The organism is Mycobacterium pseudokansasii, from assembly GCF_900566075.1.
In the GTDB taxonomy this organism is placed as follows: Bacteria; Actinomycetota; Actinomycetes; order Mycobacteriales; family Mycobacteriaceae; genus Mycobacterium; species Mycobacterium pseudokansasii.
In genome coordinates, this window is the sequence record NZ_UPHU01000001.1 from 3,597,532 (window position 1) to 3,614,760 (window position 17,229).

Here is a 17,229-nt window from a genome sequence, read left to right on the forward strand (position 1 = left end):
GCTCACCACACACGCGGGTTTTTCAGGTCGAAGTAGCTGATAGGGCATAAGTGTGGCCTTTCCCTCGATCGCGGCTGATCTGGCCGCCACCTTGGATACGCTGCTGGCCAGCGAATTCAGCGAATTCCACCACGCTGATTATCTCAGCGGAGACGAAAAAGAACCCACCGTGAACGCCTGGATCTCCGTCGCTCCGCACCACGACTGTCCACCCCCGAGTCCCGATTTTGTGCAACTGTTCGGTCGCGGGGTAAGCCCGCAGCAGACGGCGGCGCTGCAAGCCACCCAGGCCGCACTGATCCTCAACTTCGGCTACCCCAGGGAGCAGGCTCTGAGCCGCCTGCATACGGCGCTGCGGCTAACCGCTGAACTGGCGGCCGGCACCGGCGGGCCTCATCTGGGATAACGAGACACGGGAAGTTTTCACCCCCGCGGCATGGACCGAACTGCGCATCGACCGATGGGCCGATCCGACGCCGGAGATCAGCGACCACACCGTGATTCACGCCTACCAGACCGACGGCCACATGCGGGTGGTCACGCTGGGCATGGCGAAATTCGGACTGCCCGACGTCGTGGTGAACCAGCTGCCGCGGTCGGCCAGCTAGCAGGTCGGGGATCTGGTCAGTGCGTTCTGTCAGGCGATCACCGACGGATCGGTCGTCGAACGTCGCGGAGAGTTTGATCTCGACGGCCGCCGTATTGGTTCCGCTGGTAGCGGGAATGCGCCGCTCACCCTGAAGGTCGGGACGCCCGAAGCCGGTGATCCCGATAACCGGCTCCTCGAACCCACCTTTGATCGCGGGTCCGGCGAGGATGTTCACGCTCGGCGGCATGCGGTGCTGGCCGCGGTATTCGGCGCCGGGTCACCGGTCGTCCCGATGATGCATGACGATGCACTCAACGCCGCCAGCCAACGGGCCAGAAGCAAGCTGCCGGCGTTGCGCGCGCTATTCAACAACGGGCTGGCACCCGGTGGATTCCTGCTACTGAAGGCCCCGTTCGACGCCGCGGACGGAGTACGGGAGTGGATGTGGGTCGAGGTCTCGAGCTGGACCGATGACGCGATTACCGGGTTCCTCGTCAACGAACCGGCCAGCAGCCTGGACCTGCATGCGGGCCAGACCGTCGAGGTCGCCGAATCGACAGTCTTTGACTACATGCACAAGCGGAGCGACGGCGTGATCGACGGAAACGAGACCGAGAGACTGATCTGCAGCCGGCTGAATTAGGCCTCGGTGGATGCTCGTCGCCACCGCACCCGGCGCGACGGCTCCGGCTCGCTTATTTGAGGACTAGGGTGAGCCGGCATGAAACTCTCCCCGCGCCGGACGCCGGCACGCCCGCTGCGGGCGACTACCGCGGCTGAAAGCTGGTTCTTGCAGCGCGGGTTACCGACTGTGCTGACCAAGCGGTCCCGATTGCGACGGCTGTGGTCGCGGTCGGCGCCCACGCTGGCGGGCTACGCAGCATTGCACTGTTGGACTCTGCCGGTCATGCTCATCACCCACGGCGAAGATGTCGTCATCGACGACAACCCCACACCCCAAGAGTGGGTGCTTCTCACGCTCATCGCACTAGCCCCCGTTCTGATTGTGGGGGTCGGCTGGCGGGTGTCCCGGATTTCGGACAGCCGCAAGCGTGCGATCGCAGCCACCGTAGCGGTTAGCGTCGTGGGCGTCGTGATCGTCGTCGAAACGGACCTGTCGCGCCTTCCGGATGCAGCGATCTTCACGGCACTGGTGTTGCTTCTGACCGCCAGTGGTGTCGGGTCGGTAGTCGGATGGGCGTTGCGTATCACCGTCTCGCAGTTTGCGACGATCGGCGCCCTGGCAGTGCGGGCGCTGCCGGTCGTCCTGCTGACCACGTTGGTGTTCTTCAACGGCAACGTCTGGCTCATGGCCGCGACGATCGGCGCCGAGCGACTCGGACTGGCCATTGCGTTTCTGCTCAGCATCGCCGCCGCATTCGTCGTCTCCACCACCAGGGAGCGGGTCCGGCCCATGCTGCAGTCACCCGCAGCGCTGCCCAGAGACTGTGAACGGCTGGCGCTCACACCGTTTGCGACGCTGCCCGATTCTGCGGGCAGCCCCCCGCTGACCAGGGCCGAACGCGTCAACATGGTCTTCGTGCTGGCCGTCTCGCAGCTGGTGCAGATCATGGTGGTGGCACTGCTGACCGCAGTGATCTACGTGATGCTCGGGCTGATCGTGCTGAGTTCGGCGCTGCTCGACGAATGGACCCGCGGCGCGCCCAGCAGCTCGACCGTGTTGGGACTGACGTTTCCGGTGCCCGATTCGCTGATCCACATGTGCCTGTTCCTGGGCGCGCTGACCTTCATGTACATCAGCGCTCGCGCGGTCGACGACGCCGAATACCGCACCACCTTCGTCGACCCGCTGATCGACGATCTGCATGCCACCCTGATCGCCCGCAACCGGTATCACGCCAGCATCACCGGCTACTCCCCTCGTGTTGACGCCGCTGACCACAGTGATTAACTTCGCCTGATGTCCATCACCGAAGACGGAGCAGTCGGACCGGAACCACCGGCCGACCTGTCCGGGAAGCGTTACGGCGAAGTACTTCTGGTCACCCCGGGCGAGGCAGGTCCGCAAGCGACCGTCTACAACAGCTTCCCGCTCAACGACTGTCCCGCCGAGCTATGGTCGGCACTCGACCCGAAGGCGATCGCTACCGAACACGGTGCCGCGGCCGCGTTGCTCAACGGTCCGCGCTACTGGCTGATGAACGCCATCGAAAAAGCGCCCCAGGGTCCGCCGGTGATCAAGAGCTTCGGCGGGATCGAGATGCTCCGGCAGGCCACGGTCTTGTTGTCGTCGATGAACCCGGCGCCGTATACCGTCAACCAGGTCAGCCGTAATACCGTCTTCATCTTCAACGCCGGCGAAGAGATCTACGAATTGCGCGACCCCGAAGGGCAGCGCTGGGTCATGCAGACGTGGAGTCAGGTGGTCGACCCCACCCTGTCCCGAGCCGACCTGGCCAAGCTGGCGGACCGGCTGAACCTGCCCAGCGGGTGGGCCTATCAGCCGCGCAGGCTTACCGACGAGCTGCGGATCGACACCACCGCCCGCGCCGCCCGCGTCCTGCAGGACGACCTCGCCAACAGCTATTCGCTGGTGATGGCCTGAACCGTTACAGGTACTGGCCCAGGTTCGACTCGGTGTCGATGGCGCGGCTGGCGCTCGACGACTTGCCGGTGACCAGGGTGCGGATGTAGACGATCCGCTCGCCCTTCTTGCCCGAAATCCGCGCCCAGTCATCGGGGTTGGTGGTGTTGGGCAGGTCCTCGTTCTCGGCGAACTCGTCGACGATCGAGTCGAGCAAATGCTGGATCCGCAGCCCCGGTTGGCCCGTCTCGAGCACCGACTTGATCGCGTTCTTCTTGGCCCGGTCGACAACGTTTTGGATCATCGCCCCGGAGTTGAAGTCCTTGAAGTACATGACTTCCTTGTCACCGTTGGCGTAGGTGACCTCCAGGAACCGGTTGTCGTCGATCTCGGCGTACATCCGCTCGACGACTTTCTCGATCATCGCCTTGATGCAGACGGTGCGGTCGCCGCCGAACTCGGCGAGGTCGTCGGCGTGCAGCGGCAGCGCCTCGGTCAGGTACTTCGAGAAGATGTCTTGCGCCGCTTCGGCATCCGGACGCTCGATCTTGATCTTCACGTCCAGGCGTCCGGGCCGCAGGATCGCCGGGTCGATCATGTCCTCCCGGTTGGAGGCGCCGATCACGATGACGTTCTCCAGCCCTTCCACCCCGTCGATCTCGCTCAGCAGCTGCGGAACCACCGTCGTCTCGACATCAGAGGACACACCGGTACCGCGGGTGCGGAAGATCGAATCCATCTCATCGAAGAACACGATCACCGGCGTGCCTTCGGAGGCCTTCTCCCGGGCCCGCTGGAAGATCAGCCGGATGTGGCGCTCGGTCTCGCCGACGAACTTGTTCAGCAACTCGGGGCCCTTGATGTTGAGGAAGTAGGACTTGGCCTCGCGGGCGTCGTCACCGCGAACCTCGGCCATCTTCTTGGCCAGCGAGTTGGCCACCGCCTTGGCGATCAAGGTCTTACCGCAGCCGGGCGGGCCGTACAGCAACACACCCTTGGGCGGGCGCAGCGCGTACTCGCGGTACAACTCCTTGTGTAGGAAGGGTAGTTCCACCGCATCGCGGATCTGCTCGATCTGGCGAGTCAAGCCGCCGATGTCCTCGTAGCTGACGTCCGGCACCTCTTCCAGCACCAGGTCCTCGACCTCGGCCTTGGGAATGCGCTCGAAGGCGTATCCCGCTTTGGTGTCGACCAGCAGCGAGTCGCCGGGCCGCAGCTTGCGCGGCCGGGTGTCGTCGTTGAGAGCGTCGGGAATTCCGTCGGGCAGGTCCTCGGCGACCAACGGTTCGGCCAGCCACACGATGCGTTCCTCGTCGGCGTGGCCGACCACCAGTGCCCGGTGACCATCGGCGAGGATCTCACGCAACGTCGAAATCTCGCCTACCGATTCGAACCTGCCCGCCTCGACGACGGTCAACGCTTCGTTGAGCCGGACCGTTTGGCCCTTCTTGAGGGAGTTGGCATCGATGTTCGGAGAGCATGTCAGGCGCATCTTGCGACCCGATGTGAAGACGTCGACGGTGTCGTCGTCGTGGGTGGCCAGCAGCACGCCGTAGCCGCTGGGCGGCTGCCCCAGCCGGTCGACCTCCTCACGCAGCGCCAGCAATTGCTGGCGGGCTTCTTTAAGAGTTTCCATTAATTTCGAATTGCGCGCGGCAAGAGAGTCGATACGGGCTTCGAGCTGATGCACATCGCGGGCGGGTCGCGACGGGTTCTGGTGCGCGAGCGCGTTCTCCAGTTGCTCGCGCAGTAGCGCGGCTTCACGCCGCAACTGTTCCAGTTCGGCAGCATCGGTGCTGGGCAGGGGCATATCGCGGGGTGTCCCGAATGCTTCAGAACGCTCTGATTCAGCCATGTTGCCCTCCTTTCCCGCACCGGGAGCGGTGCGGCGGATACCTCAACGCTACCGGCCATCGCCAGTTCATGTGCGGAACCAAATGCCGCCGGAAATAACAAATTGTTTCGCGCTGGTAATCTCGGCTTCCACTCGGCCCGATCGAAAGGAGCGCCGCGACCGTGAAATCCCTCGCCACAGCCAGTGCGGCCGGCGCCCGCAGCGGTGCCGCAGCCGACAGTGTGACATCGGTTGCAGTGTCGGTCTCCTCAACGCGACCCGCCGTGTACCGCCGATAGCCGGGCCAGCCGCTGGATGCATCGCCACCTCCGCAGAGCCTGCATCGCCGTGAGCGTCGTCGCCATCGTGGCGGCGCAGCTCTCGGGATGTTCGCGGCACGAGTCCGCGAGGTCTTCTGTCCCGTCGGTACCCCCCGCCACGTCCACCCCGGTGGCGCCGAGGCCGGCCGCCTCCCTGCCTTCCCCCGAGGCCTTGGTCGAGGTGTTGTCCCGGCTAGCCGACCCGGCGGTCGCCGGAGCCGCCAAGACAAGCCTCGTCGAGGACGCAACTCCGCAGACGGCCGCCGCCCTGGACCGGTTCACCACCGCTGCCCGAGACGGCGGCTACCTGCCACTGAGTTTCGCGGCGAGCAACATCACGTCGTCGGACGTGGACCCGACCAACGTGACGGCCACCATCGTCGTCACCACGGCCAAACCCGACGATCACGAATTCACCTTCCCGATGGAATTCAAACCCACCCAGGGTGGTTGGCAGCTATCGCGGCGAACCGCGGAGATGCTGTTGGCCCTCAGCAGTTCTCGAGCCTCGTCGCCGGCTCCCGGCCCCGCGCCGGCCCCGGAACCAAACCCCGCCCCGGCACCGGAACCCAACCCAGTCCCGGCACCGGAACCCAACCCGCCGTCGCCGGCGCCGTCCGGCTGAGCGCGCAGATGTGGATCGGCTGGCTCGAATTCGACGTGCTGCTGGGCGACGTGCGGTCACTGAAACAAAAGCGGTCGGTGGTTCGTCCCGTTGTCGCCGAACTGCAGCGCAAGTTCAGCGTGTCCGCCGCCGAGACGGGCTCGCGAGATCTCTACCGTCGCGCCGGCATCGGAGTGGCCACGGTGTCAGGCGACCGCAGTCACGCCGTCGACGTCCTCGACGCGGCCGAACGGTTGGTCGCCGCACACCCCGAGTTGGAGTTGCTGTCGGTGCGCCGGGGTCTGCACCGCAGTGACGATTAGCACGACGACTGGCGAGACTAACCGTCACGTCCCGGGCGCTTGCGGCCAAGCGGTGCCGGCGCGACGGCTCCGGGAGCCAGTCGGCGTGCGGCCACCAGGAATGCGGTGTGGCCGCGCATCGAATGTTGCGGCCGCACGGCCAGCCCGACGACGTTCCAGCCGCGCTGCAGCGTCTCCCACGATCGTGGTTCGGTCCAAAGTTGTTGGGCCCGCAGCGCCTCCACGACCGTCGAAAGTTGGGTGACGGTGGCCACGTAGATCACCAGCACCCCGCCGGCCGACACCAGCCGCGACACCGCGTCCAGCACCTCCCAGGGCGCCAGCATGTCCAGCACGGCCCGGTCGAGCGAGCCGTCGGGCAGGTCGGAGTCGGCGACGTCGCCGACGATCAGGCGCCAGTTCTGCGGAGCCCCACCATAGAAATTCGTCACGTTGCGACAGGCGTGCTCGGCATGGTCGGCGCGCTGCTCGTAGGAGATCACCCGACCCTCGGGCCCGACCGCCCGCAACAACGACAGGGTCAGCGCGCCGGACCCGGCGCCGGCTTCGAGCACCCGGGCGCCCGGAAAGATGTCGCCCTCATGGACGATCTGCGCGGCGTCTTTGGGGTAGATCACCTGTGGCCCACGCGGCATCGACATCACGTAGTCGACCAGCAGCGGACGCAGCACCAGAAACGGGGCACCGTTGCTGGATTTGACCACGCTGCCCTGCTGCAGCCCGATCACCGCATCGTGAGCGATCGATCCGCGGTGGGTGTGGAACTCGTTGCCCGCGGTGAGCACCATCGTGTAGTGGCGGCCCTTGGCGTCGGTCAGCTGAACGCGTTCGCCGGCGGTGAAGGGACCGGTTGCTGGCACGCCGTCTAGCGTGCCAGCCGACTCGCCGTCACCGATGTCCGGGGTTGTCAGCGCCCGGTCTTAGGCTGCGAGCATGACGGACCAGCTAACACCCCGCGCGGATCTGGGGATCCGGCCGGCGCTGTCACCGTCGCGCGCGGCCGACTTCAAGCAATGCCCGCTGCTGTACCGGTTCCGGGCGATCGACCGGCTACCCGAGGCCCCATCGGCGCCACAGCTACGCGGATCGGTCGTGCACGCCGCACTCGAACAGCTCTACGCACTGCCCGCGGTGCAGCGCGTCCCGGAGACCGCGCGGTCGCTGGTCGAGTCGGCCTGGGAGCAGGTGATCGCCGGCGAGCCCGACCTGGCCGGTGGCCTGCGACCACAGGAACTGCTCGACGAGGCACGCGCCTTGCTGTCGGGGTACTACCGGCTGGAGGACCCGACACGGTTCGACCCGCAATGTTGCGAGCACCGCGTGGAGGTGGAGCTGGCCGACGGCACGCTGTTGCGCGGCTATATCGACCGGATCGACGTCGCCGCCACCGGCGAGTTGCGGGTGGTCGACTACAAGACGGGTAAGGCGCCGCCGGCCGCACGAGCGCTGGCCGAGTTCAAGGCACTGTTCCAGATGAAGTTCTACGGGGTGGCGCTGTTTCGGTCGCGTGGCGTGCTGCCCGCCCGGCTGCGCCTGATCTACCTGGCCGACGGCCAGGTGCTGGACTACTCGCCGGACCGTGACGAGCTGCTGCGTTTCGAGAAGACGTTGATGGCGATCTGGCGTGCGATCCAATCCGCGGGCAAGTCAGGAGATTTCCGTCCGAATCCGTCCCGGCTGTGCGATTGGTGTCCGCACCAGGCGCATTGCCCGGCCTTCGGCGGAACGCCGCCGCGATACCCCGGTTGGCCGAATCATCCGAGCGCCGATACCGTTTCGCGCCCGAGCGAACCGGCGGCATGAACGGTTGCTTCTACCGTCGCCTCGGCGGCGACGGTGAATACCAGGTCTTCGACTCCAGCGACTACACGCGAAGCAACTGGAATCCCGAAATCCAGCATGGCTCACCCCCGTTGGCGCTTCTGACCAAGCTGATCGAAGAGTTGTCCGCGGACTCGGGGCTGCGGATCGGCAGGCTGGGCCTCGACATTCTCGGAGCGATCCCGGTGGCCCCGGTGCGGGCCAGGGCCTGGGTAGAACGCCCGGGGTCGCGGGTCTGCCTGACGGTCGCCGAGCTGCGCGCCGATCGCGCGGACGGATCCACCCGGGCGGTGGCCCGGGTGACGGCATGGCTGATGGCGGTCAGTGACACCGCCGACGTCGCATCAGAGCGGTATCCGCCGGTGGTGGAAGCATCCGCCGAGGCCCTTCCGGCCGTCTTCGCCGACGCCGGCGGCTATTTCGATGCGATCAACTGGCGCCCCCAACAGTCCGACGGGCAATCGGGCGCCGTGTCCTGGTTCACCCCAACGGCTCACATCGTCGACACCGACCCCACTACGGCGCTGCAGCGGCTTGCGGCCGTGGTGGACTGCGCCAACGGTGTCGGTGCGGTCCTGGACCCGAATCGGTTCGTTTTCATGAACACCGACACCGTGGTGCACCTGCATCGACTTCCAGCCGGTGACGATTTCGCGCTGCGCGCTCGCGCATCGGTCGGCCCCGACGGCGTGGGTGTGACCACCGCTGAGGTCTACGACAAGACCGGCTTCCTCGGCACCTCGGCCCAGACGCTCCTCGTCCAGCGCCGGTGCCCAGCTGATCCGATGGTGGCGACCCGCCGCTAGCCGAGCGGCTCCATCTCCTGCAGCATCGTGGGAACGAGCTCGCTGACCGTGGGATGGATGTGCATCGTGCGCGACAGCGTGGTGTAGGGCGCTTTGGCGGACATGACGTCCAAAATGGCATGAATGACCTCGTCGCCACCGACGCCGAGGATGGCCGCGCCGAGGATCTCGTGGGTGTCGGCATCCACCACGATCTTCATAAACCCCTGCGTCTCACCCTTTTCCACGGCTCTGCCGACCTTGGTCATCGGTAGCTTGCCGACCAGCGCCTTGCGGCCCGACGCGCGAACCTGAGCGACGGTCATTCCGGCGCGCCCCAGCGGCGGATCAATATAGAGGGCGTAGGTGAGGATGCGGTCGCTGACCCGACGCGGGTCGTCATCGAGCAGGTTGGCGGCCACGATCTCGAAATCGTTGTACGACGTATGGGTGAAGGCGCCCTTGCCATTACAGTCACCCAGCGCCCAGATGTGGTCGACATTGGTCTTGAGCTGATCGTCGACGGTGATGTAGCCGCGCGCGTCGGTCTGCACACCGGCCGCTTCAAGACCCAGGTCGTCGGTGTTGGGTTGCCGTCCCACTGCCATCAGCAGGTGGCTACCGTGAAGCGGCGTGGCACCAGCACTCGGTGTCAGCTCGAAGCCGTTGCTGTTCTTTGCAATTCGCACGTCATCAGCGTTGACGACGACACCGATTCCCTCGGCTTCGAGGATCTCTCTAATGCTCGCCGAGACATCCTCGTCCTCCCTGGACGCCAGCCGTGGGCCGCGCTCCACGACGGTGACCTGGGCTCCGAAGCGGCGATACATCTGGGCGAACTCGAGCGCGATGTAGCTGCCGCCGACGATCACGAGATGCTGCGGCAGCGTGTCGAGTTCGAGGATGGAGACGTTGGTGAGGTAGTCGACGTCGGAAAGCCCGGGGATGCTGGGCGCGACCGCCCGGCCACCGACATTGAGGAAGAACCGGTCGGCGTGCAGCAGCTCATCACCGACCCGCAAGGTGTGCGGATCCTCGAACCGGGCGTGGTCGCGGATTACGGTGCAGCCGTCCATGCTTTCCAGCCAGTCCTCGACGCCCTTGCGGTCGTTGAGCATGACGGCGTCCTTGCGTGCCTTGACTTTGGCCATGTCCACGCTGACCGGTCCGGTGCCGATCCCGTATTCGGCGCCGCGACGGGCCACGTGGGCCGCGTGGGCACTGGCCACCAGCGTTTTGGTCGGGATGCAGCCGTTGTTGACGCAGGTGCCGCCGATCAGCTTGCGCTCCACGACGGCGACCTGCTCACCCGCAGCGGTCAGCCGGCCCGCCAGTGGCGGACCGGCCTGGCCGGCGCCGACGATGATCGAGTCGAATCGCCGCGTCATAGCGCGGCCGCCGATGCCACGATGGCGAATCCGCCCAAGACGGCCACCGAATCCTCGAGCAGTGCGATCGGCAGGTCACGGCCGCCGCCGGCGGCCACCAATCGTCGGCGCGCGTGATAGCCGCCCAACGTGCCCAGCACCGCTCCGACAACCCCGGCACCGAGTCCGCCGAACTTGTAACCCCAGGCAGTGCCGATCACCGCGCCGGCAAACCCGCCCAGGATGATCCGCACCGCAAACACCGGCGCGGCGGTACGCGGCGGTGTCTTGGGGAGCTTGTCGTTGACCAGTTCGGCGACCGCAAGAACACTGAGGGTCACCACCGTCACGATGTTGCCCACCCACGATGCCCAGGTGCCGTTGAGGTTGATCCAGCCGAGGAAAGCGGCCCAGGAGACTGCCGCGGGAGCGGTCACCGATCGCAACCCGGCGACCACACCGATCAACAAAGCCAAGACGAGGACGAGTACGTGCGTCACAGCGATCCCTTCCGGGGACAGAAGAACAGCCTGGCGACGATACGGAGACCGCCCATGGATGACCACGGGCAATCAGTCCACCGCGGACGCTAACACAGCAACCGTCCTACCGGGTGTTACCGCGATCAGAATCGGCAGAACCTGATATCGGAGGCCAGAATCGCTTTGGCCCCGATGGCGGCAAGCTCGTCCATGACGCCGTTGACGCCGCGGCGCGGCGCCAGCGCACGGACTGCGACCCAGTCCGGGTCGGCAAGCGGAGCAATCGTCGGCGACTCCAGTCCGGGCGTGATCGCGGTGGCCCGGTCCAGCACTGCGCGCGGACAGTCGTAGTCCAGCATCAGGTACTGCTGACCGAACACCACACCCTGTACCCGGGCGACCAACTGATCGCGCGCCTCGCTGTGCTCGGCGCCGTCGCGGTCGGCGCCTTCGATGAGCACCGCCTCCGAATCACACAGCGGCTCACCGAACGCCACCAGATTGTGCAGGCTCAGGGTGCGACCGGAGCCCACCACGTCGGCGATGGCGTCGGCCACGCCGAGTTGCACCGAGATCTCCACGGCGCCGTCGAGCCGGATGACGGTTGCTTCAATACCCTTGGCAGCCAAGTCTTTTCGGACGAGATTTGGATACGCGGTGGCGATCCGCTTTCCGGCCAAGTCAGCCGTCGTCCAATCCCGCTCGGCGGGACCGGCGTAGCGAAAACTCGACGACCCGAACCCCAGGGCCAATCGTTCCCGTACCGGCGCGTCGGAATCGCAGACCAGGTCGCGGCCGGTGATCCCGAAGTCGAGCTGCCCCGAACCCACGTAGATGGCTATGTCTTTGGGCCGCAGGAAGAAGAACTCGACGTTGTTGGCCGGGTCGATGACGGTCAGGTCTTTGGGGTCGGTACGGCGCCGGTAGCCGGCCTCGGCCAGGATCTCGGTGGCCGGTTCGCTCAACGCACCCTTGTTGGGAACGGCCACGCGTAACATGCTCACAGTTTCCGGTAGACGTCGTCGAGGCCCAGCCCGCGGGAGATCATCAGCACCTGCGTCCAATACAGCAATTGGCTGATCTCCTCGGCCAAGGCGTCGTTGGTTTCGTGCTCGGCGGCCAGCCACACCTCGCCGGCTTCCTCCAGGATCTTCTTGCCCAGCCAATGCACCCCGGCGTCCAGCGCGGCTACGGTAGCGCTGCCGGCGGGCCGGGTGCGGGCACGATCGCCGAGTTCGGCGAACAGATCCTCGAAGGTCTTCACGGCCAGCGATTGTTCCATGCGCCGGCGAGCGAAGTCACGGCGGTTTCGTCGCGCTCCTCGTCGGCGGCCGCTGGGGGTGTGCACGGCGAAGCCGCCGGCGCCATCCGGGTGAGCCCACATGCAGTACCTGTTCGCCCAATAGGGCAGGCCACGACCGCCAGGTCAAGGAGTTGCCCTAACAGCAACCGTCCTGGCACTATCTCCACGTTCTGGCTTCACGTTCTGGCTTCACGTTCTGGCCTGACCGCAAGAGTTGGTTCGAAGACCGTCGTCAACGCTGAGCAGGGTCCGATAGTGCTCCGAGATATTCAGTGGACAACGTCTGGGGTGCGGTTGCGCCGACGAGCCAGTTGTGCGGGGCATTTGAACTGGCTGTTTCTTCCCGGTGGACCAGGAATCGGTTCGGAGAGCCTGCATGAACTGGTCGACACAGTCGATGTACCCGGCTGCTCGTGGATGGTCGACCTGCCTGGTGATGGCTCCAACATCAACGCTCCGGGAGCACCCGCCGAGCCCTACGGCCTATGGCCTCAGGTTCTGCTTGAAGCCGCCCACGCCGTTGCACATCCTGTTTTTGTAGGACATTCCACCGGAGGCGAGTACCTGCTCTCAGTCCCGGCATTGGATGGATGTTTGGCAGGTCTGGTGCTCATCAGCACCGCCCCTGACGCATCGTGGATACCGGTGTTCGAGCAAATGACACGTAACAATCGGTTACCCGGCGTCGAACACGCCACCACCCGTTACCTATCCGATCCCAGCAACGACCACCTTCGCCGCGTTGCTGTCGAATCTGCGCCGTGGAACTTCGCCGCCCACACCGTTGCCCGCGGGACAGCTATCCTGGCGCGACTGCCCTATAACAGCCGGGCTGCGCAATGGTCGGGGGCCAATTTCGATCACGGCTACCGATCAGCCTGGTGGCCAAGAACGCTGCCCACACTCATCGTGAGCGGCTCGGCAGACCGCATCGTGACCCAAACGTTGTGGCAGGACAAGCGATTCCACACCCCAAACACAACCTGGCGCGTCATCGCCGGCGCGGGCCATTTTCCCTGGATCGAACAACCAGCCGCCGTGCACGACGCCTTCGCAGCACTCGTAGGACAGATCGACAACCGCCGTACCACCGACTGAACGGCACCCCGACTGTGTCACAGGTGAACGCTGATGCCGCGGCAATGGTGCAACGCGATCAATCTCGCGTCGATGATCGGTTGGATCCGGTGGTGGTGGCCACGATGTGATTTCGCAAGCGCTGCAGCGGTTTGAGCCGGACAGCACGGCCCGGGCTATAGCCCGGCGTGCTCTGGGCTACCGCACCCCGGACCAGTACGCTGCCCATGCATACCCACCGACCATCCACTGACCTGCGAAATCAACCAAATCCGGAGCACTTACGGACTTAGCATCGCTGGAGAGGTTCGATATGGCATCCGAAATGGTAGACGCAGCCGCACGTCCCAACATTCTGGTGATCTGGGGCGACGACGTCGGGATGTGGAATATCTCCGCCTACCACCGCGGGATGATGGGCGGCTCAACGCCCAACATCGACCGGATCGCCAACCAGGGCATGATCTTCATGGACCACTACGCGCAGGCGTCCTGCACGGCTGGCCGGGCCGCCTTCATCACCGGGCAGTACCCGATCCGGGTGGGTTTGTCCACGGTCGGTCTCCCGGGGTCGGATATCGGTCTGCAGAAGGAAGATCCGACACTGGCCGAGATGCTCAAACCGTTGGGCTACACGACCGGACAGTTCGGCAAGAACCACCTCGGCGATCGTGACGAGCACTTGCCGACCATGCACGGTTTCGACGAGTTCTTCGGGATCCTGTATCACCTCAACGCCGGCGAGTACGCCGAACAGTACGACTTCCCGACCAATCCGGAAATCGTGAAGAAATTCGGCTTCGGTCAGCGCGGTGCGTTGCACTGCTGGGCCAATCCCGACGGGACCCAGCGTATCGAAGACACCGGACCGTACGGCCGTGAGCGACAACGCACCCTCGACCGTGAATTCCTCACCGAGACAAAGCGATTCATCCGAGACGCGACGGCCGCCGAAACACCGTTCTTCGTGTGGCACAACTCGACCCGGATGCACTACCGCACCAACCTGGCACCGGAGTACGACGGCAAGAGCGGCTACGGCGTCTATGCCGACGGGATGATGGAACTCGACGATCACGTGGGCGAACTGCTCGATCTGCTCGACGAACTCGGCATCGCCGACAACACCCTGGTGATGTGGTCGACGGACAACGGAGCCGCCTGCAACAGCTGGCCCGACGGTGGCAACCATCCCTTCGCGCGGGAGAAGGGCGTCGGCGGCTACGAAGGCGCGTTCCGGGTTCCGGCGCTGGTGCGCTGGCCCGGTGTGATCCCGGCCGGTGTCGCCACCGGGGAGTTCATGGCAATGGAGGACTGGATTCCTACCATCATGTCGATGCTGGGCCAGCCGGATCTCGCGGACTCACTCAAGAAGGGCGCCACCATCGGCGGACACGAGTACCGCGTGCACCTCGACGGAGTGGACCAGACCGACCTGCTCACCGGCCGCGGCAAATCCAAACGCATGGAGTTCTACTACTTCACCGAGACATCGCTGCACGGATTACGTTACGGCGACTGGAAAGTACTGCTCAAGACCCAGGACCGGTGGTTTAACGGCATCCAGCAGAAGCTGACCACCCCATTGATCACCAACCTCAAGCTCGACCCGTTCGAGCGTTTCCACAAGGCGCGGGGATTCGACGAATGGCAGGAGAACCATGCCTGGCTCTACGGCCCCGCCGCCCTGCAAGTGATGCGGTTCCTGGCGACGCTGCACGAATTCCCGCCGCGGATGCGCAGTTTCGGCATCGACGTCGACGAGTTGTTGAACCAACTCAACCCGGCCCGACACCGATAGCCGAAGCGAGGACAAAGCCATGGCAATCACCGAATATCAGACCGGTACAACGTTTCCCGGTGTGATCGGCCGCACCGCTGATGAGTCGACGCCGGCCTGGCCGGCTTTCAAGCGGCCTGCCGAAGGCGCGCCGAATGTGGTGTTCATCGTGCTCGACGACACCGGATACGGGCACCTGGGCTGCTTCGGCAGTCCGATCTCGACACCGAACATCGACGCGTTGGCCGCCGACGGCCTGCGGTATTCCAACATGCACACCACCGCCCTGTGCTCGCCGTCGCGGTCCTGCATCCTCAACGGCCGTAACCACCACTCCAACCACCTGGCGTGTCTGACCAACGGGTCGACCGGATTCCCCGGCTCCGACGGCTACATACCGTTCGAGAACGGCTTCCTCTCCGAAATTCTGCGGGCCCAGGGTTACAACACCTACTGCGTCGGTAAGTGGCATCTGGCGCCGGAGGAAACGATGACCGCGGCTGGGCCCTACGACCGGTGGCCGCTGGGACGCGGGTTCGAGCGTTACTACGGCTTCCTGGGCGGCGACACCCACCAGTACTACCCGGATCTGGTGCGAGACAACTCCCAAACCGAACCCGAGGCCACCCCGGAGCAGGGCTATCACCTCACGCCCGATCTGGTGAACAAGGCCAAGGCAATGATTGCCGACGCCAAGCAGGTCGCCCCGGACAAGCCCTTCTTCCTCTACTTCGCCCCCGGCGCGACGCACTCACCCCACCATGTGCCCAAACAGTGGGCCGACCGCTACGCCGGGAAGTTCGACGCCGGCTGGGAGGCCTACCGCCAGCAGGTGTTCACGCGACAGCAGGAACTCGGGCTCTTGCCGGCAACGGCCGAGCTGTCTGCACCCGATCCCGATGTCGCGGACTGGGAGACGCTGCCGGCCGACGAACGCCGGCTCTACGCCCGCATGATGGAGGTGTTCGCCGGTTTCCTCGAGCACACCGACCACTACATCGGCGAACTCGTGCAGTTCCTCAAAGACCTGCACGAGTACGACAACACGGTGATCATGCTGGTCTCTGACAACGGGGCCAGCGCCGAAGGCGGCCCCACCGGCTCGGTCACCGAGGTCCGCTTCTTCAACAACGTCGCCGACACCGTCGAGGAGGGGCTGGCCCGCATCGACGAGATCGGCGGCCCCACGGTGTTCAACCACTTCCCGTGGGGCTGGACGCACGCCGGCAACACCCCGTTTCGGCGGTGGAAGCGCGAGACCTACCGCGGCGGCTCGAGCGACCCGTTGATCGTCACCTGGCCGCGCGGCATCGCCGCGCGGGGCGAGGTGCGATCCCAGTACACCCATCTGATCGACATGGTCCCGACGGTGCTCGATGCCCTGCGCCTTGACCCACCGACATCGATCGGCGGTGTCACCCAGTCGCCGATCGAAGGGGTCAGCTTCGCGCACACCTTCGACGACGCCGCCGCCCCCACCCGCCATCTCACCCAGTACTTCGAGATGCTGGGCCACCGCTCGCTCTACCACGACGGGTGGCGCGCCGTATGTCCTTGGCCGGGAACGTCGTTCGCCGAATCCGCCCACAAGTTCGGCGACGTGATCACCGCGGAGATGCTCAGTCAGCTCGATGAATGCGGGTGGGAGCTCTACCACGTCGCCCAGGATCCCGCCGAGACCACCAACCTGGCCGGGCAGGAGCGTGCGCGGCTGATCGCGATGATCACGCTCTGGTACAGCGAAGCGGGAAGATACAACGTGTTGCCCATCGACAGCCGCGGCCTGGCCCGCGCTTTCGTGGAACGTCCGCAGATTGCCGCCGCGAACCGCACTCGATACGTGCTGTATCCGGGCACCCAGGCTATTCCCGCGGCCGCCGCACCGAAGATTCTCAACCGGCCGTACTCGATCAACGCCGAGGTTGAACTCACCGAGGAATCGTCGGGCGTCCTGTTGTCCATGGGCGGCAATGACGGAGGAATCACCTTGTACGTCAAGGACGGTCAGCTCTGTTATGCGCACAACTATGTGGCCAAGGAGATCTTCACGATTCGCTCGGCGCAACGCATCCCGCCGGGGCGGCACTTCCTCAGCGTGGAATTCACCCCGACAGGTCCGGTGGACCTCAAGAACGGCAGCGGAACTCCTGGCGACGTGACGCTGTTCGTCGACGGCTCTGCGGTCGGCCGCGGCGAATTTCCGGTAACCACGCCGCTGCGGCTGGCCCAGGGCGGAGCCATGCTGGTCGGCGCCAACACCGGCTCGTCGGTAACCCCCGACTACGACCCGCCGTTCGAGTTCGACGGCCGAATCCACCGCGTGATCGTCGACGTCAGCGGCGAGCACGTCGAGGACTACCAGGCGCAGATGAAGATCGCGCTCACCAAGCAGTAGCTGC

General features: G+C 65.3%; 17 protein-coding genes. 11 read left to right on the top strand and 6 right to left on the bottom strand.

Annotated features, from left to right (window positions below; genetic code table 11):
- Window positions 1–52: 52 nt before the first annotated feature.
- From EET10_RS30930 to EET10_RS16320, 4 genes are all read left to right on the top strand, one after another.
- Complete coding sequence (locus EET10_RS30930) at window positions 53–406, top strand: hypothetical protein (RefSeq protein ID WP_246013646.1); 354 nt, start codon at window positions 53–55, stop codon at window positions 404–406.
- A 475-nt stretch (window positions 407–881) separates the two neighbouring features.
- Window positions 882–1,232, top strand: a complete 351-nt coding sequence (locus EET10_RS30935) for a DUF2314 domain-containing protein (protein WP_246013647.1) — start codon at window positions 882–884, stop codon at window positions 1,230–1,232.
- Window positions 1,233–1,310: 78 nt separating this feature from the next.
- Window positions 1,311–2,501, top strand: a complete 1,191-nt coding sequence (locus EET10_RS16315; RefSeq protein ID WP_063467965.1) for a hypothetical protein — start codon at window positions 1,311–1,313, stop codon at window positions 2,499–2,501.
- Window positions 2,502–2,510: 9 nt separating this feature from the next.
- Window positions 2,511–3,155 carry a hypothetical protein gene (locus EET10_RS16320; RefSeq protein ID WP_051490765.1) on the top strand — a complete coding sequence of 215 codons (645 nt, stop codon included), beginning with the start codon at window positions 2,511–2,513 and terminating at the stop codon, window positions 3,153–3,155.
- Window positions 3,156–3,159: 4 nt separating this feature from the next.
- Here EET10_RS16320 and arc read toward each other — a convergent pair whose 3' ends face one another.
- Window positions 3,160–4,989: a proteasome ATPase gene (gene arc / locus EET10_RS16325; RefSeq protein ID WP_063467964.1), complete on the bottom strand. Its 1,830-nt coding sequence runs from the start codon at window positions 4,987–4,989 to the stop codon at window positions 3,160–3,162.
- A gap of 294 nt (window positions 4,990–5,283) precedes the next feature.
- On the opposite strand from arc, the gene lppK reads away from it, so the two are divergent.
- Together lppK and EET10_RS16335 are read left to right on the top strand one after the other, a co-directional pair.
- Window positions 5,284–5,913, top strand: a complete 630-nt coding sequence (gene lppK, locus EET10_RS16330) for a lipoprotein LppK (protein ID WP_167480186.1) — start codon at window positions 5,284–5,286, stop codon at window positions 5,911–5,913.
- 8 nt (window positions 5,914–5,921) lie between these two features.
- Complete coding sequence (locus EET10_RS16335; protein WP_036406909.1) at window positions 5,922–6,215, top strand: DUF503 domain-containing protein; 294 nt, start codon at window positions 5,922–5,924, stop codon at window positions 6,213–6,215.
- A 17-nt stretch (window positions 6,216–6,232) separates the two neighbouring features.
- Here the strand turns inward: EET10_RS16335 and trmI are convergent, their stop codons facing one another.
- Window positions 6,233–7,075, bottom strand: coding sequence for a tRNA (adenine(58)-N(1))-methyltransferase TrmI (trmI, locus tag EET10_RS16340; protein WP_036406906.1), 843 nt, complete (start codon window positions 7,073–7,075; stop codon window positions 6,233–6,235).
- Between the two features lie 73 nt (window positions 7,076–7,148).
- Here trmI and EET10_RS16345 point away from each other — a divergent pair, with 73 nt between their 5' ends.
- The gene (locus EET10_RS16345; protein WP_036406904.1) at window positions 7,149–8,018 is read left to right on the top strand and encodes a RecB family exonuclease; all 870 of its coding nucleotides are present in this window, start codon (window positions 7,149–7,151) and stop codon (window positions 8,016–8,018) included.
- Window positions 8,015–8,842, top strand: a complete 828-nt coding sequence (locus EET10_RS16350; RefSeq protein ID WP_063467962.1) for a thioesterase family protein — start codon at window positions 8,015–8,017, stop codon at window positions 8,840–8,842. The genes EET10_RS16345 and EET10_RS16350 overlap by 4 nt, the downstream gene beginning before the upstream one ends.
- On the opposite strand, the gene EET10_RS16355 is transcribed toward EET10_RS16350, so the two are convergent.
- The 4 genes from EET10_RS16355 to EET10_RS16370 all read right to left on the bottom strand — a co-directional run bounded on the left by EET10_RS16355 (window position 8,839) and on the right by EET10_RS16370 (window position 11,952).
- A complete protein-coding gene (locus EET10_RS16355; protein WP_036406901.1) occupies window positions 8,839–10,209 on the bottom strand; it encodes an FAD-containing oxidoreductase in 1,371 nt (456 codons plus the stop codon). The genes EET10_RS16350 and EET10_RS16355 overlap by 4 nt on opposite strands.
- Window positions 10,206–10,688, bottom strand: coding sequence for a membrane protein (locus tag EET10_RS16360; protein ID WP_036406899.1), 483 nt, complete (start codon window positions 10,686–10,688; stop codon window positions 10,206–10,208). Before EET10_RS16360 ends, EET10_RS16355 begins: the two co-directional genes overlap by 4 nt.
- A gap of 125 nt (window positions 10,689–10,813) precedes the next feature.
- The gene (hisG, locus tag EET10_RS16365; RefSeq protein WP_036406897.1) at window positions 10,814–11,668 is read right to left on the bottom strand and encodes an ATP phosphoribosyltransferase; all 855 of its coding nucleotides are present in this window, start codon (window positions 11,666–11,668) and stop codon (window positions 10,814–10,816) included.
- A 2-nt stretch (window positions 11,669–11,670) separates the two neighbouring features.
- Window positions 11,671–11,952, bottom strand: a complete 282-nt coding sequence (locus EET10_RS16370; RefSeq protein ID WP_036406895.1) for a phosphoribosyl-ATP diphosphatase — start codon at window positions 11,950–11,952, stop codon at window positions 11,671–11,673.
- On the opposite strand from EET10_RS16370, the gene EET10_RS16375 reads away from it, so the two are divergent.
- The 3 genes from EET10_RS16375 to EET10_RS16385 all read left to right on the top strand — a co-directional run bounded on the left by EET10_RS16375 (window position 11,944) and on the right by EET10_RS16385 (window position 17,225).
- On the top strand, window positions 11,944–13,071 hold the full coding sequence (locus EET10_RS16375) for an alpha/beta fold hydrolase (RefSeq protein WP_246013648.1): 1,128 nt from the start codon (window positions 11,944–11,946) through the stop codon (window positions 13,069–13,071). The genes EET10_RS16370 and EET10_RS16375 overlap by 9 nt on opposite strands.
- A gap of 304 nt (window positions 13,072–13,375) precedes the next feature.
- Window positions 13,376–14,851 (top strand): arylsulfatase, encoded by a 1,476-nt coding sequence (locus tag EET10_RS16380; protein WP_036406979.1) that lies wholly within the window; start codon window positions 13,376–13,378, stop codon window positions 14,849–14,851.
- Window positions 14,852–14,870: 19 nt separating this feature from the next.
- Window positions 14,871–17,225: an arylsulfatase gene (locus tag EET10_RS16385; RefSeq protein WP_063467959.1), complete on the top strand. Its 2,355-nt coding sequence runs from the start codon at window positions 14,871–14,873 to the stop codon at window positions 17,223–17,225.
- Window positions 17,226–17,229 lie beyond the last annotated feature (4 nt).